This is a genomic window from Catellatospora methionotrophica (assembly GCF_011297335.1).
In the GTDB taxonomy this organism is placed as follows: Bacteria; Actinomycetota; Actinomycetes; order Mycobacteriales; family Micromonosporaceae; genus Catellatospora; species Catellatospora methionotrophica.
In genome coordinates this window covers 152,159-174,847 of sequence record NZ_JAAOTJ010000012.1, presented here as the reverse complement: position 1 = coordinate 174,847, position 22,689 = coordinate 152,159, and the positions used below count along the sequence as shown (strand labels likewise).

Here is a 22,689-nt window from a genome sequence, read left to right as displayed (position 1 = left end):
CGGGCCGGTCAGCGCCCGCCGGGAACGGCGGGAGTCAGCTGGCCCAGACCTCGAACTCCGAGAGCTGACCGGCGGGCCAGCCGGTGTTGCCGGTGAAGTTCAGCCGCACGTAGCGGGTGGACGTCGCCGGGAAGGTGATGGTCACGGTGTTGCCCGAGGACGGGTTGAACGTGTACCCGGCGGAGTTCACGACGGTGCTGAACGTCGAGCCGTTGGCGCTGCCCTGCACGGACAGCGTCTGGGTGCGGCTGGCCCACGACGCGGCCGGCGGCAGCTTGAGCACGACGCGGCTGACCGTGGTCGCCGCGCCTAGATCGACCTGCAGCCACTGCGGGAACGCGCTGTTGGCGCTCTCCCAGTACGTGTCGGCGTTGCCGTCGACGGTGTTGCCCGGCCCGTAGTTCTGCGTGTAGCTGCTGGCCTGGGTGGGCTTGTTGCGGGCCAGGTTCGACGCGGGCGCCGAGCTGGTGGTGGCCGTGGCGGTGTTCGACGGCGACGACGTGTTGCCCGCCGCGTCCTGCGCGGTGACCGTGAAGGCGTAGGTCGTCGCCGGACTCAGCCCGGTCACCGTGTACGCCGTCCCGGTCGCGCCCGCGACCACGTTGCCCGCCTGGCGCACCTGGTATCCGGTGACGCCGACGTTGTCGGTGGACGCCTGCCAGGACAGCGACACGCTGTTGGCGGTCTGCCCGGTGACGGTCAGGTTGCCCGGGGCGCTGGGGGCCTGGGTGTCGCCCTGCGGCGCGGTCCCGTACACCTCCAGCGTGGACAGCTGCGCCGCGGGCCAGCCGGTGTTGCCGGTGACGTTGATCCGCACGTACCGCGTGGTCGCCGCCGTGAACGTGATGGTGACGGTGTTGGCCGCGCCGGGGTCGAAGGTGCGCCCGGCCGAGGCCGACAGGGTGCTGAACGTCGAGCCGTTGGTGCTGCCCTGCACGGACAGCGTCTCGACCCGGCTGCCCCAGCCCGCGGGCAGCTTCAGCACGACCCGGCTGACCGTGGCGGCCGCGCCGAGGTCGACCTGCAGCCACTGCGGGAACGCGTTGTTGACGCTCTCCCAGTAGGTGGCCGGGTTGCCGTCGACCGCGTTCTGCGGCACGAAGTTGGCGTTGACGCTGCTGGCCGTGACCGGCTTGTTCAGCGCCAGGTTGCCCTCGACCGGCGGCTGCCCGCCGACGACCGGCTGGGTCGGGCGCACCGCGGTCAGCGCGAGCTGCCCCTTGAGCATCCGGCCGCCGTCGGCGGTGATGCGCAGGTAGTAGTCCGACGAGCAGACCGTGCCGTCCTCGTCGAGGGTGACGATGCCCGAGTTGGTGGGCACCTGCGAGGCGTTCTCGGCGGTCTTGGCGATCTGGTTGCCCTCGTTGTACTCGTCGAACATCGACACGTACAGGCCCTGCGCCCCGACGCGGATCATGTTGTACAGGTGCCGCCAGTAGAAGTCGCCGTGGAACCGGTGGTGCGAGGACAGGTCGCCGGGCATGACGCACGGCTGGTAGTCGATCCCGCGGTTGTTGCACTCGGCCTGGTCGGGCACGTTGACGTTGGTGTAGAACCAGTCCAGCCCGGCGACGTCACCGGTGCGGCCGACCATCCACGGCGAGATCATGTTGAACGCGGTGTAGACGTTGAAGAAGCCCGCGCGGGAGTCGTTGATGCCCTGCCGCCAGTACGTCGGCACGCCGCCGATGACGTAGCAGCCCTGGGCCTTGAACCAGTTCAGCACCTCGAGGCAGACCTCGGGCGCGAACGGGCGGCCGGGGTCGTTGAAGCCGAAGCCCCAGATGCAGACGACCGGCTTGCCGTTCTGCCGGGCGTACGCCGACGAGGCCGTGTACGCCGACATCTTCGTGGTCCAGTCGGTCTTCAGCTCCGACTGCATGTTCGCCCAGTTGGTGACGTCGTACATGATGTAGAACTTGCGCCCGTTGGCCTCGGCGGCGGAGCGCACCTTGGCGGCCATCGCGTCGCGGGTCGGGCCCTCGCCGCCGAACGGGTTGAACCGCTGCAGCGCCGCGGTGTCGCAGCCGTGCTGCGCCATCCACTGGAAGTGCAGGTTCACCGTCGACTGGTCGTAGGACGAGAACAGCTTCGCGGGCTGGCCGCTGCCGAGGTTGGCGTACGCGGTCTGGTATTGCGCCGGGTAGTCGCGCATGTCCGGCCAGGACACGATCGCGTTGTTGCTCGGCGACGGCGGCTGGCCCCAGTTGTTGCTCCAGTGCCACCAGCCGTTGATCGGGGCCCCGTCGCCGGTGGCCGCGAACCACCCCTGGTAGCCGACCGAGATCTTGCCGACGACGTCGCCGGGCGGGCTGGCCGCCGCGGCCGGGCTCGCCGCGGTCAGGCCGCCTGCGACGGCTCCGCCGGTGGCGGCCAGCGCCGAACCGGATGCCACGGAGGTCACGAACCTCCGCCGGGATACTGCCATTGCGCACACCCTTCCTGCACAGCCGGAGGGTGGCGCGGGAGCGTGGCACCCTCCGTCGCCGGAACATCGGATGTCCGGCGGCGAACGGCGGTGAGCGGGACCGCATCCCCGGGCGGGGATTGGCAAAACCCTATGCCCGCGCCCCAGGCTCGGCAAGATGTCGACGGAAACAATTCCAAAACCGACCCGCAACATCACCGTTTACCGCAACGGAGCGTGCAACCGCTTGCACACGCCGAGTCATCGGGTCAGTGCACGGGCGACCTCGGCCGCCGGGTACGGCGCGTCCATCTCGCCGTCGAACAGCCGCCAGTAGAAGCCGTTCAGCAGCGCGGCGACCGGCGCGTGCCGGACGATCATGTCGGCGAGCTCCGGCGCGACGCCCTCCGGCCGCCTGCCGGAGGCGCACTCGCGGATGTAGGCGTTGCGCTCGACCGGCCCGCCGACCTCCGGCACCGGCACGCCGACCACGTGCTGGACGAGCCAGTTGACCAGCCGCATCCGCACGTAGCCCGGATCGTGGGTGGCGTGGCGGGTCAGGAACGCCGACTCCCGCGGCGACAGCGCGAAGCGCGGTGACACCGCCAGCCCGAAGTCGACGAAGTAGACGTGGCGGCCGTCGGTGAGCAGGTTGCCCAGGTGCGCGTCGAAGTGGTGCAGCTCGTGCGCCTGCAGGAAGTCCACCCCGCCGAGCAGCTCTCGCTCCATCATGTGGCACGCCGCGACCAGTTCGTCCCCGCCCGCCGCGAGCGGTCCGGCCAGCCAGTCACCCAGCCGGTGCGGGAGGTGTTCGAGGAACAGGACCAGGCTCGCCGAGGCCCCCGCCAGCGCCGCCAGGCGGTCGCGGACGGCGGCGTCGCCGCCCAGGAACGCGACCGTGGCCTCGGCGTCCTCGTGCTCCGCCGCGACGGCCGGGGCACCGGGCAGCACCCGCCAGTGGTACATGAGCGCGAAGCCCGGATGCCGTCCGGCCAGCACCCAGTTGGTGGTCAGCGTGTTGGCGGCCAGCTCGCGCCAGGCCCCGAAGCCGGGCGAGACGATGCCGTACTGGCAGTGCGGGGCCAGGCCGTGCAGGTTCGCGGTGGAACGCACGTGCTCGGGACGGCGCTCCAGGTCGGTCAGCGGGATCCGCTTGACGAACACCGGTGTCCCGTCCAGGTCGAGCCGGGCCGCGACGCCGCCGATGCCCGCGCCGACGACCTCGGCCGCGGTGACCCGGTCGGCGAGTTCGGCGTCGCTGAGCAGCGCCAGCGCGGCCGAGGCCGCGTAGTGGCGGGCCAGCCGCGCACCGTAGGCCAGACCGTCGCGCATGGGGTGGTCCTCCCGTCGTCGTGACGGCAGGCTACCCGCAGATGATCACTTTCGCTCGTCGGCGAAGGTGAGACCGCGCTCGGCGAGCGCCTCGCGCAGGATCCGGATCGCCTTGGGCCCGACGCCGTGCAGGGCGAGCAACTCTTTCTTGGTCAGCTCCGCGATCGCGGTCAGGGTCGTGTGCCCGGCCAGGGCCAGGGCGCCGTTCGCCGGGCCGCTGATCTTCGGGATCTCGTCGCCCGGGACTGCGCTCATGGTCCCGATCGTAGATCAGCGGACCGACAACGCCCGGCCCGGCGATGATGGAGGCGTGGACACGATGGCCGCCTGGGAGGTCGCCGCACCCGGCCCGATCGCGACCAGGCCGCTGCGGGCGGTGCGCCGCCCGATGCCCGTCCCGGCCGCGGACGAGCTGCTGGTACGCGTACGGGCCTGCGCCGTGTGCCGTACCGACCTGCACGTCGCGGAGGGCGACCTGCCGCCCCACCGCAGTCCCGTGATCCCGGGCCACCAGGTCGTCGGCGAGGTCACCGCGCTCGGCGACGCCGTGACCGGCTGGGCGGCCGGCGACCGGGCGGGCATCGCCTGGCTGCGCCACACCGACCAGACCTGTGTCTACTGCCGCCGTGGCCGGGAGAACCTGTGCCCCGCCTCCCGCTACACCGGCTGGGACGCCGACGGCGGCTACGCCGAGTACGCCACGGTGCCCGCCGACTACGCCTACCGGCTGCCGGACGGGTACGACGACGTGCACCTCGCGCCGCTGCTGTGCGCGGGCATCATCGGCCACCGGGCACTGCGCCGCGCGGACCTGCCGCCGGGCGGCACCCTGGGCATCTACGGCTTCGGCTCGTCGGCGCACCTCACCGCACAGGTCGCCCTGGCCCAGGGCGCGACGGTGTACGTGATGACCCGCTCTCCCGCCGCCCGCGAGCTGGGCCTGAGCCTGGGCGCGGCCTGGGCGGGCGGCGCGGACGAGCAGCCGCCCACGCCACTGGACGCGGCGATCCTGTTCGCCCCGGTCGGCGACCTGGTGCCACCGGCGCTGTCGGCCCTGGACCGGGGCGGCACCCTCGCCATCGCGGGCATCCACCTCACCGACATCCCGGTGCTGAACTACGAACGGCACCTGTTCGAGGAGCGCCAGTTGCGCAGCGTCGCCGCGAACACCCGCGACGACGGTCGCGAGTTCCTGGCCCTGGCGGCCACCCATCCGCTGTCGGTCACCACCAACGTCTACCCGCTGGACCGGGCCGACGAGGCACTGGCCGATCTGGCGGGCGACCGCTTCGAGGGCGCGGCCGTGCTCGTACCATGAAGTTCAGAATTTGCTCTGGCAGGTAAATTTCTTGCAGATTTTCTATCATTTTCCCTACGCTGTCGATCGTGTCAGACGTGATCGCACAAGCCACGGGGCTCGTCAAGACCTACCCGCCGCGGGACAAACGCTCCGCCCCCTTCACCGCCGTCAACGGCATCGACTTCACCCTGCACCGGGGCGAGGCCTTCGGCTTCCTCGGCCCCAACGGCGCGGGCAAGTCCTCCACCATGCGCATGCTCGCCTGCGTATCCCCGCCCACCGCGGGCACGCTGCGCGTGCTCGGCCTCGACCCGGCCGCCGACGGCCGCCGCATCCGCGCCCGGATCGGCGTCGTGCCACAGGACGACGCCCTCGACACCGAACTCAGCGTCCGCGAGAACCTGCTCATCTACGGCCGCTACTTCGGACTGTCCACCGACGTCATCGACGAGCGGGCGACCGGCCTGCTGGACTTCGCGCAACTGTCCGACAAGGCCGCCGAACGCGTCGACGCGCTGTCAGGCGGCATGCGGCGGCGGCTCACCATCGCCCGCTCCCTGATCAACGAGCCCGAGATCCTGCTGCTCGACGAACCCACCACCGGCCTGGACCCGCAGGCCCGGCACGTGCTGTGGGACCGGCTGTTCCGGCTCAAGCAGCAGGGCGTCACCCTCGTGCTGACCACCCACTACATGGACGAGGCCGAGCAGCTCTGCGACCGGCTCGTCGTCATGGACGGCGGGAAGATCGTCGCGATGGGCTCCCCCGCCGAGCTGATCGCCGCCCACGCCACCCGCGAAGTCCTCGAACTGCGCTTCGGCATCGGCGAGCAGGCCGCCGCCCTGGACAAGCTGCGCCAGGCCGTCACCGGCGACCGCATCGAGGAACTGCCCGACCGGCTGCTGTGGTACACCGCCGAGGGCGACGCCGCGCTGGCCGCCGCGCACACCCTCGGCCTGACCCCCGTCACCGCGCTGGTGCGCCGATCCAGCCTGGAGGACGTGTTCCTCGCGCTCACCGGCCGGACGCTGGTCGACTGATGACGACCGACACCGCCCCACGGGGCATGGCCCTGCGCTTCTACCGCTACTGCTGGCTGCACTACCGCCGCAACTGGAAGGGCACCATCGTCATCAGCGTGGCCAACCCGCTGCTGTTCCTGATCGCCATCGGCGCGGGACTGGGCACCATCGTCGGCTCGCACGTCGCCGCCCTGGGCGGGGTGAGCTACCTGGCGTTCTTCGCACCCGGCATGCTCGCCGCCGCGTCCATGCAGAACGGCATCATCGAGTCGGCGTTCCCGGTCAGCTACCACCGCATGCCCGGCCGCGCCTACCCGGTCGCGGTCGCGACCCCGCTCGAACCCGTCGACGTGCTCAACGGCCACGCGCTGTTCATGGCCGTGAAGGTCGCCATCGGCGCGACCGCGTTCTGCGCCGTCATGTTCGCCTTCGGCGTCGCGACCTCACCACTGGCCGCGCTGACCCTGCCCGCCGCCGCGCTGACCGGGTTCGCGTTCGCGATGCCGGTGACCGCGTGGGCGGTGACGCTGCCCGACGTACGCCCCGTGCAGACGCTGTTCAAATGGGTGGTGATGCCGCTGTACCTGTTCTCCGGCACCTTCTTCGCCACCACCCAGCTACCCGAGGCCGCCCAGCACCTGGTCGCGCTCACGCCGCTGTGGCACGGCGTCGAACTGTGCCGCACCCTCACCCTCGGCACCGCCACCTGGGCGGGCAGCCTCACCCACACCGCGTACCTGTCGGCCATGGCGCTCGCGGGATACCTCCTGGCCCGGCGCAACTTCCGCCGCCACCTGCACCCGTGAAGGGGACCATGATGCCCGCCGCGCACGTGATCGTCCTGCGGCACCTGTGGGTGCTGCGCAAGGGCCGGCCGTGGAACCTCGCCGTCAACGGCGTGTTCGAGCCGTTCCTCTACCTGATGTCGATCGGCGTCGGCATCGGACAGCTCATCGACGGCGGCGGCGGCGCGGTCGCGTACGCCGCGTTCGTCGCCCCCGCACTGCTGGCCACCTCCGCCATGAACTCGGCCATCGCCGAGACCACCGGCGCCGTCTGGTGGCGGTTGCGCTTCGAGAAGTTCTACGACGCGATCATCACCACCCCGCTGACCGTACGCGATATCGCGTACGGCGAGATCGCCGCGTCGGTGCTGCGCAGCACCCTGTCGGCGGCCTGCTTCCTGATCGTGATCGCCGCGTTCGGGATGGTCCACTCGTGGTGGGCACTGCTCGCCCTTCCCGCCTGCATGCTCATCGCGTACGCCTTCTCCGCCGCGGGCATGGCCGCGATCACCGTCATCCGCGAGTTCCACCACCAGCAGTACCTGCAGCTGTTCATGCTGCCGATGTTCCTGTTCGCGACGACGTTCTACCCGCTGTCGGTCTACCCCGCCGCCATCCGCCCCGTCGTCGCCGCCCTCCCCCTCTACCAGAGCATCGAACTCCTACGCGGCCTCACCACCGGCCACCTGCACCCCGGCATGCTCATCGCCGTCGCCTACCTGCTCGCCATGGCCGCCCTCGGCTCCTGGCTCGCCACCCGCCGCCTCTCCCACCTCCTCCTCCCCTGACCCGCCTCCTCCTACCCCGAGCCGCCGCCTCCTCCTGCCCTGAGCCGCAACTCTTAAAAACTCGCGGCCTCCATGACGAGTGGAGGCCGCGAGTTTTTAAGAGTTGCGAACGGGTGCCCCGGGCTCGCCCGGCGTGGGCTGGTCGTTCGGGGACCGTCCGGCGGCGGGCGGCGGGGCTAGGGGGCGTCGCGGGGCGTCGCTTCCACCTGGACCAGGCCGAGGGCCGTGAGCAGGGCGCCGAAGGCCTCCTCGGCGAAGATATGCTGCGCGACCAACGCCTCGCCGACGGCTGCCGCGGCGAGCCCCGCCTCGGCCGCCCACGTCAGCACCTGCGCCAGCAGCTCGTCGTGCGCGTACGGCAACGGCGGCGCGCCGTACTCCGCCGCCGACCGCTCGTTGAGGTAGGCGCGCCACCGGGTGCCGCCCGGCGTCATGCCCACCACCTCGGCGAAGTCGCTGTCGAGCACGTACGCGGACAGCACCGGCCGCCCGGTCTCGGCCGCCAGGGCGCGCAGCATCGCCACCGGCCGGTCACCGTCGCCGTCGAGCTGGACCTGCCACCATCCGTCCTGGTAGGCGCACTGCCAGAGCACCCTGACGCCGTACTCCCGCAACGTCTTGGACCGCAGCGCTGCCAGCTCGGACCGTCCCACCACGATCCGTCCCGTGTAGCCCATGGCCCGCCCTATCGGTCGTCGCGCCGCATCGACGAATGATCTCTCACTCCCGGTCGGTCCGCTGCCCCGCCCCGGCGTACGGGTACGAAGGTGCCCGCTCACATGCTGTCAGCAGACATTGCCATTCCTCACGCCTGCCACTGCGGAAGTGTGCCGCCCGAGAACCCGTGGCTGCGGCGCAGACCGACTTCTGCCAGCCCGCATCTCATAGCGTCACTCGTTCCAGGCAGCGCCCCAGTACGCGGTGATTTTCCGGAGATCGGCACCGTAGCGGGTGATGCCCTGCCGGTCCCAGGCGCAGTTGCGCGCATGCAGGATGACCGGCGCACGGTCCTGGTAACCGAAGACGATGATGTGCGCGGTGCTCTGGGAGGCCGAGCAGACGGTGTCCGGCTGGGCCTCGGCCGCAAGCCCATTGAGATACGCGCCCACTTCGTTGGCTCTGTCCGTGATCCTGCGGCTGACGCCCAGCGCCAGCGGCGGGTTGCCCACAGGCGGGTAGCTGCACAGCAGCGCCTCGGCGGCCCCGCCCGGCACCAGCGTGCCTCGGCGCGAGGTCGCCGACGGGGTTAGGTCGTCCCAGGTCTGCGGGCATATCGCCGGTGCGGGCGTTCCCATTGGCGGCTCCGCACCTGAGTCGGTGGCAGTAGTGTCCGGCGCACATCCAGTTGCTGCGAGAGCGGTTGCCAAGCACAGCGCGCGAAGGCCCGACCGTCGGCGAAACCTTCGCGACGGCCGCCAGATCGGCGGTAGAAGCGGGAACATGGCGGCGACCTCTCCACCGAAGGACCGGCAGTACGCGTGACCAAGCCGGTGGCGACGCAGTGCCGGCCGCCACCGGAGGACGACATTACGACGTAGTGCTGCTGGTATTGGGGTATGCCCCGAACACGCGGATGACGTCCGCCCAGTCTTGGAAATACATCTTGGTGCCGCTACCAGCTGAGACTATGCCCTTCGCGCGAACCCCGGAGCCGTCCAGGGTGAACACCGGGCTCCCACTGTCACCAGAACGCACCGCTGTCGCTCCATCGATCTGTGTGGTCTCGATAAGACCCTCGATTACGTAGTTGCAGTCGCCGTCAGAGTCAGGGTTGCTGCAACTGACATTATAATTTCCGGACTTTACCTGCTTTAGCCCCCATATCGTGCCACTGATCATTCCAGAATGGCATACCAGCTGGTCCTTTGCCCAGTAACCCCAACTGTTGACTTTCTTGGTCACGCTGGTCGTGGGCGAGCCATCAAAGATCTTGTACCAGCCCGGTGCGTCGATGAGCAGCAGATCCGACCGCCAGTCGTCATCGAAAACTGGGCCCATGTTCTCGAACTTGCTTGTGCCGGTGTAGCTGGAGTAACCCTGGAACGCGTAGTCTGGCGGACTCGCGCAGTGTCCGGCGCTGAGTACGAAACTGCGCGAACCAGCATGTACGCCGAACCCCGTGGTACAGGCCCCGCGGAAGTCCAATCCGCGCCACGCCTCCCAACGGCTTCCCCCATTCCAGGCTGCAAAATCGTCGCCGCGGGTGACCATCAGCGCGATACGGTCAGTCGCGGTTGACAATCGCACCGGAACAGAAATCCGCGCCTCGGCCACAATCTGCTCAGCACGAATCAATTCCGGTTTGCCCTTGGCTGCCCTGGCGTTCGCCAGCTCCGCAACGTGATCGGCGGGCTCACGGCTCACTTCGAGGCCGCTGCCATCTGGATTGAAAGTGATCGACTGGATGTCAGTTGCGCCACGAGCCTTCATTACGGCTGCGATCTTTCTCGCGGCACCTTTGAGTTCGGCCTCAGAGAAGGCCGCCGTTCTGACCGTTACCGGACCGAACCCGCGGGCCCTCTCAAGCGCTCCTGCCATGGCCGGAGCGAGGTCGCCTTTCCAGTAGACTGTCAGGCCTTCGCCCTCGAACGCGAACCCGGCGAAGCCCGACTGCAGATCGCCGAGCTGCGCATCGCCCAGGGCTTGAAGCGCAGGCTCCAACTTCTCCTGCCGACGCATCGTTGCCAGCATCGTTACATCGAGGTTTTCTGTCGCCTGCGGATCGGACACCTCTGGGACCGATGAATTCCCTACGCTCGCAGCTGCAATGGGATTCGAAACGGTCATGGATATGACGAGCAGCGCGACTGCCGCCATCGTGATCGAACCTTTGCGCATCAGGCCGCGCGGAGTTGAGAACAGCGGGTCCATAACACTCCGAGAGTGGTGGGTCGCTCTAAACAGGACTCAACGATTTTAGCCCGTCGAGAAGATCATTGGGGGGCAGCGCATCTGACCCTCCCGGGCTTCCGAAGCAGTGGCATGCCGATCTCCTTGTGGCCGTCCATCGACGGGTCTAACATCCCTGTCGGGAGCAGGGCACGCTACCGCGTATTGGGCGAAACGGATGCACCGGGCTTGCATCCGAGCCAGGCCGGGTCCACCCGGCTACGCACCCATCCTCGGAGAGGCACATGCCCACTCGTACCCGACGACGGCTCGCGGTGCTCACCGCCGCCACCGTCACCGTCCTGACCGCCGGCGTCGTGACCGCGGTCAGCGCCCAGGCGGCCGCAGGCTGCCGCGTCGACTACGCGGTCACCAATCAGTGGGGCGGCGGCTTCGGCGCCAACGTCACCATCACCAACCTCGGCGACCCCGTCAACGGCTGGACCCTGACCTGGGCGTACACCGCCGGGCAGGCCGTCACCCAGCTGTGGGGCGGCAGCTTCACCCAGTCCGGCGCGAACGTGTCCGTCACCGACGCGGGCTACAACGCACAGATCGCCACCAACGCCAGCACCGCGTTCGGTTTCAACGCGTCCTGGAACAACTCGTCGAACCCGGCCCCGGCGAGCTTCGCGCTCAACGGCACCACCTGCACCGGCGCACCCGCGCCGACCTCGGCGGCACCGTCGGCCTCGGCGTCCCCACGGCCGTCAGCGTCACCGTCCGCGCCCGCCTCGCCGAGCCCGTCGCCGTCCGGGCAGCCGCCGTCCGGGGCCAAGCAGATGGAGGACCTGAATAGGGGCCTGGTCAGCGTCCGGTCCGGTAGCGCCAACCTGGTCTCCTGGCGGCTGCTGGGCACCGAGTCCTACAGCACCGGCTTCAACGTGTATCGCGGCGGCACCAAGGTGAACGCGTCGCCGATCACCAACTCGACGAACTACCTGGACAGCGGTGCCGCCGCCGACGCGTCCTACACGGTGCGCGCCGTGGTCAACGGCACCGAGCAGGCCGCGTCGGCATCGTCGCTGCGCTTCGCGGGCGGCAACTACCTCGACGTGCCGATCTCGGCTCCGGCCAGCGGTTACTCCGCCAACGACGCCTCTGTCGGCGACCTCGACGGCGACGGCCAGTACGAGATCGTGCTCAAGTGGGACCCGGACAACGCCAAGGACAACTCCCAGTCCGGTGTCACCGGCAACGTCTACGTTGACGCCTACCGGCTCAACGGCAGCCGCATGTGGCGCATCGACCTGGGCCGCAACATCCGCGCCGGGGCCCACTACACCCAGTTCCAGGTGTACGACTACGACGGCGACGGCCGCGCCGAAGTGGCTATGAAGACCGCCGACGCGACCCGCGACGGCGTCGGCACCGTCATCGGCAACGCGAGCGCCGACTACCGCAACTCCAGCGGCTACATCCTGACCGGCCCCGAGTACCTGACCATGTTCAACGGCCTCAACGGCGCGGCCCTGTCCACGGTCGGCTACGAGCCCGCGCGCGGCACCGTGTCCGCGTGGGGCGACAACTACGGCAACCGCGTCGACCGCTTCCTCGCGGGCACGGCCTACCTCGACGGCACCCGCCCGTCACTGATCATGTCGCGCGGCTACTACACCCGTACCGTCATCGTGGCATGGGACTTCCGCAACGGCTCGCTGACCCGGCGCTGGACGTTCGACTCCAACAGCGCCGGCAGTGCGTACGCCGGGCAGGGCAACCACCAGCTGTCCATCGGCGACGTCGACGCCGACGGCCGCGACGAGATCATCTTCGGCGCGATGACCATCAACGACAACGGCACCCCGCTGTGGAACACCGGCCGTGGCCACGGCGACGCCCTGCACGTCGGGGACTTCGTCCCAAGCCGGGCCGGGCTGGAGGTGTTCAAGGTCAGCGAGTCGACCAGCCAGCCGGGCTCGTGGCTCGCGGACGCGCGTACCGGCCAGGTGTTGTGGTCCACCGCGACCGGCGCGGACAACGGCCGCGGCGTCGCGGGTGACATCTGGGCCGGCAGTCCTGGCGCGGAAGCCTGGTCGGCCAGCGACACCACCCTGCGCAACACCGCCAACGGGGCGTCGCTTGGCCGGGAACCCGGCTCGATCAACTTCCTGGTCTGGTGGGACGGCGACCCGGTCCGGGAACTGCTCGACGGAACGCACATCGACAAGTACGGCACCAGCGGCGACACCCGCCTGCTCACCGGCAGCAACGTCGCCTCGAACAACGGCACCAAGTCGACTCCCGCGCTGTCAGCGGACCTGTTCGGCGACTGGCGCGAGGAGGTGATCTGGCGTACCAGCGACAACACGGCGCTGCGCATCTACGCCACGACCAGCACCACCGACCGGCGCATCCACACCCTGATGCACGACCCGATGTACCGGGTCGCCGTCGCCTGGCAGAACACCGCCTACAACCAGCCGCCCCACCCGAGCTTCTTCCTCGGCGACGGCATGAGCACCCCGCCCTCCCCGAACATCTACCTCAGATGATCTCCATCCCGGCCTGATCATTCGGATCAGGCCGTCGACAGGCCGTCAGGGCCGGGCTCGTCGAGCATGTCATCGACGACGTGGCGGGCCCGGTCCTGACTGCCCGATAAAGAGATCTGGGTATACCGCTCGGACCTCAGTCGCGCGTCACCGATGTCGCCCTGGCAAGTGACTCCACATCAGCCCGCAGGGTCGACGGCGCGCTCAGCAGCAGGCGGTCGATCATCTCGCGGGCGGGTGGAGTGAACTTCACGGTCTCGGCGCTCACCGATGCCGCACGGGACAGCAGGTGCACGGTCCCCTCCTTCGACCCGTCCAGGTCCGCACCCCGCGCGAGTTCGATCAGGTGCCGCGCCTGCCGGTCGACGGACGGAATCGACGCCGGGTCCAAGTTCTGTGCGCGACGCCGGGCCTCCTCGGCGTCGCCGAGTTCCGTTGCGATCATCACCGCGTACACCTCCGACAACACCGTGCCGACGCGCGTCCACGGGTGGACGTAGCCGGCGGGCAGTGCCGCGACGGCGCGCTCGCCGTTGGACCAGTCCGCCCAGGCGCTCTGGTCGTGGTCACGTGCCCTGGTCAGGGCCGAGCAGTTCCAGAGGTCGGCGAGCATCGCGAGCTGTTCGGTGGTCGGGTTGTCGCCGGCCGCTGCGGTCACGAGCGCACGAGCGTCGGCAAGCCGCTCCAGTGCCTCCTCGCTCCGGCCGACCGACCGCAGCAGGTGCGCGCTGTACCAGGTCGCGAAGGCAATCGTCACCGGGTCGTCGGACTCCAGGGCGGTGGTCATGCCTTTCTCCACGGTCAGCCAGACCAGTTCGCGTTCGCCGTGCCAGGCCATGTACGCCTGGGCGAGGTGATAGGTCTGGGCAAGCATCGACTTCGCCCTGCGGCGCTCGGCGCCCTCCAGCAGCCGGACAGCTCGCTGACCCTGCTCGATCATGCCCGGCAGCAGCACCGCGACCTCGGACCGCTGCTGGCGCGAGTGATGCCAGGTCGACCACGCCATGTCGACGGCACCCCGCAGATACTCGGACGACACCGGCTCGCCTTCGACGTGCAACTGCCAGGTGGTGAGGACCCGTCGCAGGTCGTACATGCCTTCGTGGGTGGCCCTGGTGCCCATGGGCAACTGCACGGCATCGCCGTACAGGTCGGACAGGTCACGCACGCCGAGGATCGGTGCCAAGCGCTGCGCGGTACGCAGGGTCAGCGTGCGCTTGCCGGTCTCGATGGCCTTGACCAGTGCCGGTGAGACCTCAGCCATGGCGGCCAGCTTTTCCCGGGAAAGCCCCTTCGCGCGCCGGTGCACTTCGACGCGGCGTCCGATGTCGATGCTCGGCTCCAACACGGCAACCTCCTCAGGGGATACAGCGGTGTATCCATGATGCAGCATGCCCAGGCGCTGATGAATACGTCGATGGGTACACGTTGTAACCGGTGACGCGACGTAGCTTGTACTACATCGATCAATCCCTAGGCTCTGGATGCGTTCGATCGTCGGCTCAACCTCCGACGATCAGTGAGCGGGCCACCTCGGTGGCTTGCTCGTCGCCGACCCGTCCGACACGAGGGAGCCCACCGTGCTCGACAACCCGCTTTCCGCGATTCGCACCGCTTTACGGTTGGGCAACGCACAACACCGAGCTGCTACGTCAAATCATCAGCGGCCTGCGAGCGCTGGACTGATGGACACCCCGAGGGCTCAATGGTTCGTCGCAGACGGCAGCCGCGTCACGATCGGCGATCTCGTGCGGATCGACCTCAGCCCCGATCTGCTCGCAACGATCGTCGGCTGCGACTCCCAGTTCGGATTGCCGCTGGTAAGCGTGCCGGTTGAGGGTGGCCCGGCCCAGGTACGACTCCTCTACCCAGGCCAGATCCTGGGCAAGGCGCAGAAACGACGTCGCCGAGTCGCGGAGCGTTGATGTCGACTCCGACCGGCAAGCTTTCGCCCATACCGTGAACCGTGGAGCTGCACATGGCCTTAGCCACTCCCCCATCGACTGCCCCGGTAAAACCGCCCCGATGGAACTTCGCAGGTGTCTGTATCAGCTGCGGTCGCCGGGGCTGCGCCCTGCCGTTTTGCCTGTCCTGGTATGCCGCCTCCGCCTGGATAGTCTGCCCGCAGTGCCACGGCGTCCAGCAGCTGTCCGATGGTTCGACCTGCTGGATCTGCCTCTTCGGCGTGATCGAAGCCGATTGACGCCAACTAGGCGGCCACAGGCTGACCAGGCACGTCCGAGTGGTTCAGCCTTGCCACCTGAGCCTGGCGATGATTGGCTGCACGCACGCCAGGTGTGATCCGTTTTGGCAGGTTAAGCGGCTGTAGTCAGATTGTATGCAATGTGTAATCCGTCTCCGTAGATTCGCCTCACCGTGCACCTCAGCTCCATCCTCGGGGAGGGGAATCCATGTCAACGAGAGTCGGACGCGCGCTGCGCGCCATCGGCGTATCCGTCGCGCTGGCCATCGTCGGCGTCGGCACCGCCGCGGCACCGGCCCAGGCGGCGTCGCGCGACGGTGTCTGCGACAGCGGCGAGTTCTGCTACTTCTACAACAGCGACTACGCCGGGTCGATCTCCGACCACGTCGCGTCGCAGGCTGACTACGGTGCCACCCAGCCGTCGTGCTTCGAGTTCAAGAGCGCGGGCAACGGCCAGGGCGTATGCGTCAAGAACAATGCCGCGTCGGCCTGGAACCGCACCGGCTCCACGATCCGCGTCTACTTCAACAGCGACTTCGGCGGCACGAGCCAGGACATCGCGTCGGGCGCGAAGGCCAACCTGAACGCCTCGCTGAAGAACAACAACGCCTCGCACCAGCCCGCCCCGACCGGTGGCGGCAGCAGCTACCCCGCCAAGGACGACTACCCCTACCGGGGTGCGACGACCGGCGTCGACCCGTGGAACTTCTACAAGGGCCAGTGCACCAGCTTCGCCGCGTGGGCCGTGCGCAGCCGCCTCGGCATCGCCTTCCACAACTACTACGACGGCGTGCACTGGGGCAACGCGAACAACTGGGCCGCCGCCGCCCGCAGCGCGGGCATCCCGGTGTACGGCAGCCCGAAGGCCGGTGACGTCGCGGTCCGCCTCGGCGGCACCTGGGGTCACGTCGCGTTCGTGACGAGGGTGAACAGCAACGGCACCTTCGAGGTCGACGAGTACAACTACAACGGCGGCTCGGCCTACAGCCACCGCACCGTCTCGGTGGGCACGGCCAACAGCCAGTTCTCCCAGTTCGTACGCTTCAAGTGAGCCTCGCCGGGTGACCCGCCCGGTCAGTATCCAGGTCCCCGGCGCGCTCGTGCCGGGGACCTGGCGCGTCACGGTCACGGAAATTCCCCGGTGCGGACGCAACCCGGAGCGCGGGGACTTCGTGTTGTCCCCGTCCGGCCTGACAGGGTCGGCGGGACGGAACGGATGGACAGGGATGGGAACTCCATGAACGCGGCCGGGACGCCGACGCACGGCGCCCGCCGCGCTCCTGAGGGCGCGAGGTCCGGGGCGCCAGGCGAGCAAGGGCGCCACGACTTCGACGAGTTGTACGCGGCGCACTTCACCTCGGTGACCACGCAGCTGTTCGCGTACCTCGGCGACCGGCAGGAGGCGCAGGACGTCACGCAGGAGGCCTTCTGCCGGGCGCTGCATCGGTGGAAGGACGTCAGCGCGTACGACGACCCGGTCGCCTGGGTCCGCCGCGTCGCCTGGAACCTGGCCACCTCGCATTTCCGGCGGTCCAGGATCGCCACCGCGTTCCGGCGCAGGCATCGGGAGGTGCACGCCCCGGAGCCGAGCCCGGACCGGGTGGCGCTGTTCGCGGCGCTGCGCTCGCTGCCGCCGCGCCCGCGTCAGGCGGTGGTGCTGCACTACCTGGCCGACCAGGCCGTCGTCGATGTCGCCGAGACCATGCAGGTGTCGACGGGGACCGTGAAGTCGTGGCTGCACCGGGCGCGGATCGCGCTCGGCGAGCAGTTGCGGCCCAGCGCGGAGGAGGTCCGCAATGCCTGAGCAGATGGAGCACGAACCGCTGGCCGAGGCCTTCTTCCAGTTCCGGATGCAGGCGCCGGACGAGATCGTCGTGCCGGGGGTGCCGGTCGCGCGCCGTACCGTGCGGCGGCGACGGACCGCTCGCGTCTCAGCCGTCGCGGCCCTGACCGCCCTCGTCCTGGCGGTGGGCGGCTACTCGGCTACGCTGCTGGGCGCGCCCGCGCCGGTCCAGCCGGCCGTGCCGTCCGCGAGCCCGTCTCCCACGGTGTTCGCCGGGCCGGCGCTGAACGCGGACCAGTTGCGGCAGCTCGGCGTGAAGGCGCTGGATCGCCTGGGTTTCACGCCCGAGCGGCTGCGCCGAGGGGTCGCGTTCGGACCGGTGGACGCCGCCGCCGGGGGGTCCACCCACCTGCTCGGCACTGCCGCGCAGCCCCTGCCTGCGGGCAGATACACCCTGGTCGCCGTCTGCCGGGGAGTCGGCAGGATCACCGTGGACTGGCGGACCGATGACGACGAGGGCACCATGGACGCCCCGTGCACCGATCCGCCCGCCGACGGCAATGTCGACTCCCCCGCGGCACGTGCCGAGGTACAGCTCCGGGCACCGGGGCTGATCACGCTGTCGGTTACCGGCGACGGCCTGGCACGCTCTCGCGCCGGGTTCGCAGCGATGGTCACCGACCCCTTGATGGCCATCGCGGACTACGCGCTGGCGCGACCCAGCGGCGATCACGTGGGCGGCGTCAGCATGGTCATCGACCGGACGGAGATCGACACGGACCCAGACGCCAAGGCCGGCATCTACGTGCTGACCTTGACCTGCGCCGGGACCGGCACGATCAAGGCGACGCTCAGGGTGGGTGAGGCTGGCAGCACCAGGACGGTTCGCTGCTCCGAGCGGCCCTCGCCGATCACGATCACGGTCACGGCGAAGCGCGCCGCCACGCGGAAGGTGATTTTCGACCGCCGTCCTGAGGATCCTGCCGTGGCCGTCGCCTACTACCTGGTCACCAGATGAGCGCGGCACGTCGGCGGCCTTTGAGGTGACCACACCGGCGGCCTGATCGCGGTCAGGCCGCCGGCTCGTACGCCGTCGCGGGCGCGGTCGCCGCCGCCAGCGCGTGCGGCGACGCCCTGTCGGCTCGGGGCCGTGCTCGCGGTCGCCCTGCCCGCGCTGGCCGCCGGTTCGGCGACCGTGATCGCCACCCGGCTCCGCAGGCCGGAGACTCCTCCTAGCGTCACAGACCAGGAAGGAGACCCTTCGTGAGCTGTCGAACCAGTGGTCACGGATGTCGTGCCGAGCTGGCAGACTTGCCCGTAGTCGATCACGAGGGGGTCCGGTGTCCGTCAAGGTGCTGCTGCATCAGGAAGTGCATGTCTCCTACCACCAGATCTACGTCGAGAGCAGTGAAGCCACCATCGAAGGCGACGTGAACGGCGCTTTCCTCGGGCAGGTCAACGGGCTGTGCGGGGCGGGCATACCCGGCACGCTGCTCATGTTCACCGGCACCCACACCGGCCGCATCGGGTTCACCGTCGAGCTGCACCGCGACCGCCCGACGCTGCCGGGCGTCTGGGAGGACGCCGTCGAGGTCTCCTTCACGACGGACAGCGACGGTCTGGAACTGGTCGAGTGCTGCGGCGACCGGTATCCGCTCGATCTGCCGGACGGCGACTACCGGGTCCGGTACAGCGCTCGCGGCATGACAGAGGGCCACCAGGGCGGTGTGCCGCAGGAGGGCCAGCCGCCCTGGGACCACTACCTGCTCCAGTTCTGGCCGGCACCGCCCGCCCCTGACCGCGTGACGCGCATGACGACCGAGCACGCGGAGTACTGGCACAAGTCCGCGCGCGCCCGGTGACCGCCGACTCCCGTCCGGCGCGAAGAACGCCGAGAAGCGTTCCCCGGCCACGACAGCCGGTAACTCAGGATGCGGAGTGGACTATTCGGCCGACGCCCGCGCCGGACTACCCGACGCCGGAGCCGGGTTCGGCTGCCGACGCGGGAACAGGGGTGTGAACAGCGCGGTCGCCGCCGTGGCCGTGCACAGGGCACCGGCCGCGATCAGGGTCGCCGCCGAGCCGTAGCCTGCGGCCGCCGCCGTCAGCGCGGCCGCGCCCAGTGGAGTCAGGGCCGAGTGCAGGGTCCAGAATGCCGAGGTGACGCGGCCGAGCAGCGGTGCGGGGGTCACCTCCTGGCGCAGTGACATCGAGACGATGCCCGCGACGGCGGTGCAGCCCAGCACGGCGGTCGCGGCGGCGGCGACCAGCGGCACCGGCCGGGCCAGCCCGATCGCGGCCATGGCGACGCCGCACAGGGCCCAGGCGGCGGTCCACGTCGGCGCGAAGCCGTACCGCCGCCGCAGCCGGGCCACCGCGACCGAGCCGAGCAGCGTGCCCACGATGCCGACCGCGAGCACGTAGCCGACGGTGCCGTCGCTCTGGCCGAGGTCGTGTTTCAGCCGGTAGATCACCACGTCGGTGAGCCCGAAGGTGAGGCTGCTCAGGATGGTCAGCAGCACCGTCAGCGGCCGCAGGACCGGGTGCCGGGCGATGAACCGGACCCCGGCGAGCAGCACGTCGATCGGCCGCTCGCCGTCGGTGGGGTGCTCGGCCGGCCGCAGCCGGAGCAGGACCAGCACCGCTGCGGAGACGGCGAACGTCGAGGCGTCGAGCGCGATGGCCGTCGTCGGGCCGAACCGCCCGGACAGCAGACCGGCCAGGGCCGGGCCGACGAGGTATGCGGTCGACGACGCCGCGAACAGGCGGCTGTTGGCGCGGGTGATCTGGTCGGCGGGCACCAGGCTCGGCACGACGGTCACGTGCGCCACCCGGAACACCATGCCGCACGCACTGGCCAGCGGCAGGACCAGGTAGAGCAGCCAGACCTGGGGACCGGCGAGCCAGGCCAGCGGGATGCTCGCGTACAGCAGGAGTCTGGCCAGGTCGCAGCCGACCAGCAGCCGCCTGCGGTCGAACCGGTCCACGACGACGCCCGCGAACAGGCCGGTGACCAGCGACGCCGCGCCGCCGAGCGCGGTGACCACGCCCATCTGCGCGACGGAACCGGTGGTGTGCAGGACGAGCAGCGGGATCGCGACGTACGAGAAGGAGTCGCCGAGCGCGGACAGTGTCTGCGCCACCAGCAGCGGCCACAGGCCATGTACCGGCGTCGTCTCGGTCGCTGCCAGAGCCGCCTCCCCTGCCGGTCGTCGCCGTCAACGTACCGGAGTGGGGCCACTGCTTGACAACGGACGATCGAGAGTTAATGCTTACACTAATTAAGTAGTGAATTGAGGATGCCCTGATCGAGTTTCATCTGGACCGCGCGTCCGGCATCGCCAGCTACCTGCAGATCGTGCAGCAGGTCAAGCACGCGATCCGGCTCGGCGTGCTGCAACCGGGCGACCAGCTGCCGACCGCCCGGGAGGTGGTCGACCGGCTCGCCATCAACCCGAACACCGTCCTGAAGGCCTACCGCGACCTCGAACGCCAGGGCCTCGCGGTCGGCCGGCCCGGCCTGGGCACTTTCGTCCAGGGCACCCTCGGCGTCGCCACCGTCGCCGCCCAGGACGAGACCCGGCGGGAGCTGGACCGGGTCGTGCAGGCAGGCCGGGCGGCGGGGCTGGACCGCGAGGACGTGAAGGCGCTCTTCGCCGCCGTACTCAATGAGGTGTTTCGAGAGGACAGCACATGACAGCACGAACGAACGCCTCCGGCCTCGGGCCGGCCGCTCTGGAGGCCGTGAACCTGAGCAAGCGGTACGGCAGCAACCAGGCCCTGCTCGACTGCACGCTCACCATCCCGGCGGGACGGGTCGCGGCCCTGGTCGGCCCGAACGGTTCGGGCAAGACGACGTTCCTGCACCTGGTCGTGGGGCTGCTGGAGCCGACCTCCGGCGAGATCGCCGTGTTCGGCGACACCGTCGGGCGCGACGCGCAGGCGCTGACCAGCGTGGCGTTCCTGGCCCAGGACAAGCCGCTCTACCGCAACTTCCGGGTCCGGGAGATGCTGCGGTTCGGGCGCGACCTCAACCCCCGCTGGAACGGTGAGCTGGCCCGGCAGCGGCTGGACGAGCTGGAGATCCCGCTGGACCGCAAGGTCGGCAGGCTGTCGGGCGGCCAGCAGACCCAGGTCGCGCTGACCCTCGCCCTGGCCAAGCAACCAAGCCTGCTGGTACTGGACGAGCCGCTCGCCGACCTGGACCCGCTCGCCCGCCACGACGTCACCCGGCACCTGATGGCCGCCGTCGCCGAGACGGGCCTGACCGTCCTGCTGTCCTCGCACGTGGTGCCCGACCTGGCGGACACGTGCGACTGGCTGGTCGTGCTCAACCGCGGCCGCCTGCAGGTCAGCGGCGACATCGACGAGCTGCTGGCGAGCCACCACCTGCTCGTCGGACCGGCCGACGGGGCCGACGCGGTGGCGGCCGAGCAGCAGGTGGTGACCCGGCACACCGTCGGCCGGCAGGCCAGCCTGCTGGTGCGCGGATCCGCACCGGCAGCCGGTCCGGACTGGACCACCCGCCCGGTCGAGCTGGAGGAACTAGTCCTGACCTACCTTCGCGACCCCGCCGCCACGGCGCTGCAACCGGCCATGTGCCAGAACTGAGAGGACACCATGTACTGGTTGACCTGGCGTCAACATCGTGCCCAGGTGCTGGCCACCACCGGTCTACTGGTGGTGCTGGGCGCGCTGCTGCTGGCCTCGGCGCTGGACGCGACCCGCTACCTGGCCGAGCACGTCGTCGCGGGCTGCCCCGGTCCGGCCGAGCAGTGCCGCGCGGTCAACGCCGCGCTGACCCAGCGCTACGGGCTCGTGTACCAGGCGGTGCTCGGCATCCTGCCGCTGCTCGGCCCGGCGCTGGTCGGCGCGTTCTGGGGAGCCCCGCTGATCGGCCGCGAATTCGAGCGCGGCACGAACAAGCTGGCCTGGACCCAGTCGGTCTCGGTGCGCCGGTGGCTCGGCGTCAAGGTGGGCCTGCTCGCCGTGCTGGTGGTGGCGGCCGGACTGGCGCTGTCGGCGATGGTCGGGGCCTGGCTGTCGGTCTTCGACGACGTCGTCGGCCCGGCGTTCTCCAACGCGGGCCTGTTCAACCTGGTCGGCGTCGCGGCAGCGGCCTGGTGGCTGTTCGCGTTCACCCTGGGCGTCGCGGTCAGCACGATCGTGCGGCGGACCCTGGCCGCGATGGCGGTGACGTTCGCGGTCATCGCGCTGGTGTTCCCGGTCATGGTCTTCGCCCGCGACGCCTACGCCGAGCCGCTGCGCGCGTCCTACACCGAGTACCAGGCGATCCTCGACCAGGGCGCGATCCTGACCGGCAACGTGTGGACCGACACGTCAGGCCGGGAGATCGCCGACCCGCCGTCGGCGCTGTGCCCGCCCGCGCCCGGCGAGGCCGACACCGAGGCCGGGCAGCGCAAGCGGGACAGCTGCCTGGCCGGGCAGGGGTACCTCGCGACGGTGGAGTACCACCCGGCCAGCCGCTTCTGGCGGTTCCAGTGGACGCAGGCGGCGATCCTGGCCGTCTCGACGGCGCTGCTCGGCGCGGTCGCCTTCTCATGGACGCTGCGCAGACGACAGTGACGCGGGCCCCCTGAGCGTGCTGCGCGGCGCACGTCACCGGGAGCCTTCGCGGCAGCTGAACAGCGGACCGGGCGGCGCGACGGATGTCCGTCTCGCCAC

The 22,689-nt window shown here is 69.9% G+C and carries 21 protein-coding genes; 13 read left to right on the top strand and 8 right to left on the bottom strand.

The genetic code is table 11. The features are described from left to right. Nucleotides 1-34: 34 nt before the first annotated feature. From HAV40_RS24960 to HAV40_RS24950, 3 genes are all read right to left on the bottom strand, one after another. Nucleotides 35-2,428: a discoidin domain-containing protein gene (locus HAV40_RS24960; protein ID WP_166385257.1), complete on the bottom strand. Its 2,394-nt coding sequence runs from the start codon at nucleotides 2,426-2,428 to the stop codon at nucleotides 35-37. A 240-nt stretch (nucleotides 2,429-2,668) separates the two neighbouring features. Beyond that, nucleotides 2,669-3,739: a serine/threonine protein phosphatase gene (locus HAV40_RS24955; protein ID WP_166385255.1), complete on the bottom strand. Its 1,071-nt coding sequence runs from the start codon at nucleotides 3,737-3,739 to the stop codon at nucleotides 2,669-2,671. Between the two features lie 45 nt (nucleotides 3,740-3,784). Next, a complete protein-coding gene (locus HAV40_RS24950) occupies nucleotides 3,785-3,994 on the bottom strand; it encodes a helix-hairpin-helix domain-containing protein (RefSeq protein ID WP_166385254.1) in 210 nt (69 codons plus the stop codon). 64 nt (nucleotides 3,995-4,058) lie between these two features. Here HAV40_RS24950 and HAV40_RS24945 point away from each other — a divergent pair, with 64 nt between their 5' ends. The 4 genes from HAV40_RS24945 to HAV40_RS24930 all read left to right on the top strand — a co-directional run bounded on the left by HAV40_RS24945 (nucleotide 4,059) and on the right by HAV40_RS24930 (nucleotide 7,634). Then, nucleotides 4,059-5,057, top strand: coding sequence for a zinc-binding alcohol dehydrogenase family protein (locus HAV40_RS24945; RefSeq protein ID WP_166385350.1), 999 nt, complete (start codon nucleotides 4,059-4,061; stop codon nucleotides 5,055-5,057). Nucleotides 5,058-5,125: 68 nt separating this feature from the next. After that, a complete protein-coding gene (locus HAV40_RS24940) occupies nucleotides 5,126-6,079 on the top strand; it encodes an ABC transporter ATP-binding protein (protein ID WP_409364911.1) in 954 nt (317 codons plus the stop codon). Next, a complete protein-coding gene (locus HAV40_RS24935) occupies nucleotides 6,079-6,867 on the top strand; it encodes an ABC transporter permease (RefSeq protein WP_166385252.1) in 789 nt (262 codons plus the stop codon). Before HAV40_RS24940 ends, HAV40_RS24935 begins: the two co-directional genes overlap by 1 nt. An 11-nt stretch (nucleotides 6,868-6,878) precedes the next feature. Beyond that, nucleotides 6,879-7,634 (top strand): ABC transporter permease, encoded by a 756-nt coding sequence (locus tag HAV40_RS24930; protein WP_203670944.1) that lies wholly within the window; start codon nucleotides 6,879-6,881, stop codon nucleotides 7,632-7,634. Between the two features lie 176 nt (nucleotides 7,635-7,810). On the opposite strand, the gene HAV40_RS24925 is transcribed toward HAV40_RS24930, so the two are convergent. From HAV40_RS24925 to HAV40_RS24915, 3 genes are all read right to left on the bottom strand, one after another. Next, nucleotides 7,811-8,311, bottom strand: coding sequence for a hypothetical protein (locus tag HAV40_RS24925; protein ID WP_166385250.1), 501 nt, complete (start codon nucleotides 8,309-8,311; stop codon nucleotides 7,811-7,813). Nucleotides 8,312-8,524: 213 nt separating this feature from the next. Next, nucleotides 8,525-8,929 (bottom strand): hypothetical protein, encoded by a 405-nt coding sequence (locus tag HAV40_RS24920; RefSeq protein WP_166385248.1) that lies wholly within the window; start codon nucleotides 8,927-8,929, stop codon nucleotides 8,525-8,527. 232 nt (nucleotides 8,930-9,161) lie between these two features. Continuing rightward, the gene (locus tag HAV40_RS24915) at nucleotides 9,162-10,505 is read right to left on the bottom strand and encodes a chymotrypsin family serine protease (RefSeq protein ID WP_239085720.1); all 1,344 of its coding nucleotides are present in this window, start codon (nucleotides 10,503-10,505) and stop codon (nucleotides 9,162-9,164) included. Between the two features lie 263 nt (nucleotides 10,506-10,768). Between HAV40_RS24915 and HAV40_RS24910 the strand changes: the two genes are divergently transcribed. After that, complete coding sequence (locus HAV40_RS24910) at nucleotides 10,769-13,018, top strand: rhamnogalacturonan lyase family protein (protein WP_166385246.1); 2,250 nt, start codon at nucleotides 10,769-10,771, stop codon at nucleotides 13,016-13,018. Nucleotides 13,019-13,154: 136 nt separating this feature from the next. On the opposite strand, the gene HAV40_RS24905 is transcribed toward HAV40_RS24910, so the two are convergent. Beyond that, nucleotides 13,155-14,366 (bottom strand): helix-turn-helix domain-containing protein, encoded by a 1,212-nt coding sequence (locus tag HAV40_RS24905; protein WP_166385244.1) that lies wholly within the window; start codon nucleotides 14,364-14,366, stop codon nucleotides 13,155-13,157. A gap of 232 nt (nucleotides 14,367-14,598) precedes the next feature. Here HAV40_RS24905 and HAV40_RS24900 point away from each other — a divergent pair, with 232 nt between their 5' ends. From HAV40_RS24900 to HAV40_RS24880, 5 genes are all read left to right on the top strand, one after another. Beyond that, nucleotides 14,599-14,943 (top strand): hypothetical protein, encoded by a 345-nt coding sequence (locus HAV40_RS24900; protein WP_166385242.1) that lies wholly within the window; start codon nucleotides 14,599-14,601, stop codon nucleotides 14,941-14,943. Nucleotides 14,944-15,429: 486 nt separating this feature from the next. Continuing rightward, complete coding sequence (locus HAV40_RS24895; protein WP_166385240.1) at nucleotides 15,430-16,272, top strand: CHAP domain-containing protein; 843 nt, start codon at nucleotides 15,430-15,432, stop codon at nucleotides 16,270-16,272. 165 nt (nucleotides 16,273-16,437) lie between these two features. After that, nucleotides 16,438-17,025 carry a SigE family RNA polymerase sigma factor gene (locus HAV40_RS24890; RefSeq protein ID WP_239085721.1) on the top strand — a complete coding sequence of 196 codons (588 nt, stop codon included), beginning with the start codon at nucleotides 16,438-16,440 and terminating at the stop codon, nucleotides 17,023-17,025. Further along, nucleotides 17,018-18,022: a hypothetical protein gene (locus HAV40_RS24885; protein WP_166385238.1), complete on the top strand. Its 1,005-nt coding sequence runs from the start codon at nucleotides 17,018-17,020 to the stop codon at nucleotides 18,020-18,022. The genes HAV40_RS24890 and HAV40_RS24885 overlap by 8 nt, the downstream gene beginning before the upstream one ends. 322 nt (nucleotides 18,023-18,344) lie before the next feature. Then, nucleotides 18,345-18,866, top strand: coding sequence for a hypothetical protein (locus tag HAV40_RS24880; RefSeq protein ID WP_203670946.1), 522 nt, complete (start codon nucleotides 18,345-18,347; stop codon nucleotides 18,864-18,866). Nucleotides 18,867-18,947: 81 nt separating this feature from the next. Here the strand turns inward: HAV40_RS24880 and HAV40_RS24875 are convergent, their stop codons facing one another. Then, nucleotides 18,948-20,147, bottom strand: coding sequence for an MFS transporter (locus HAV40_RS24875; protein WP_203670947.1), 1,200 nt, complete (start codon nucleotides 20,145-20,147; stop codon nucleotides 18,948-18,950). Nucleotides 20,148-20,308: 161 nt separating this feature from the next. Between HAV40_RS24875 and HAV40_RS24870 the strand changes: the two genes are divergently transcribed. The 3 genes from HAV40_RS24870 to HAV40_RS24860 are packed head-to-tail and all read left to right on the top strand — an operon-like array spanning nucleotide 20,309 to nucleotide 22,590. After that, nucleotides 20,309-20,701, top strand: coding sequence for a GntR family transcriptional regulator (locus HAV40_RS24870; protein WP_166385338.1), 393 nt, complete (start codon nucleotides 20,309-20,311; stop codon nucleotides 20,699-20,701). Next, complete coding sequence (locus HAV40_RS24865) at nucleotides 20,698-21,615, top strand: ABC transporter ATP-binding protein (protein ID WP_166385234.1); 918 nt, start codon at nucleotides 20,698-20,700, stop codon at nucleotides 21,613-21,615. The genes HAV40_RS24870 and HAV40_RS24865 overlap by 4 nt, the downstream gene beginning before the upstream one ends. Nucleotides 21,616-21,660: 45 nt before the next feature. Then, nucleotides 21,661-22,590, top strand: a complete 930-nt coding sequence (locus HAV40_RS24860) for an ABC transporter permease subunit (protein ID WP_166385232.1) — start codon at nucleotides 21,661-21,663, stop codon at nucleotides 22,588-22,590. Nucleotides 22,591-22,689 lie beyond the last annotated feature (99 nt).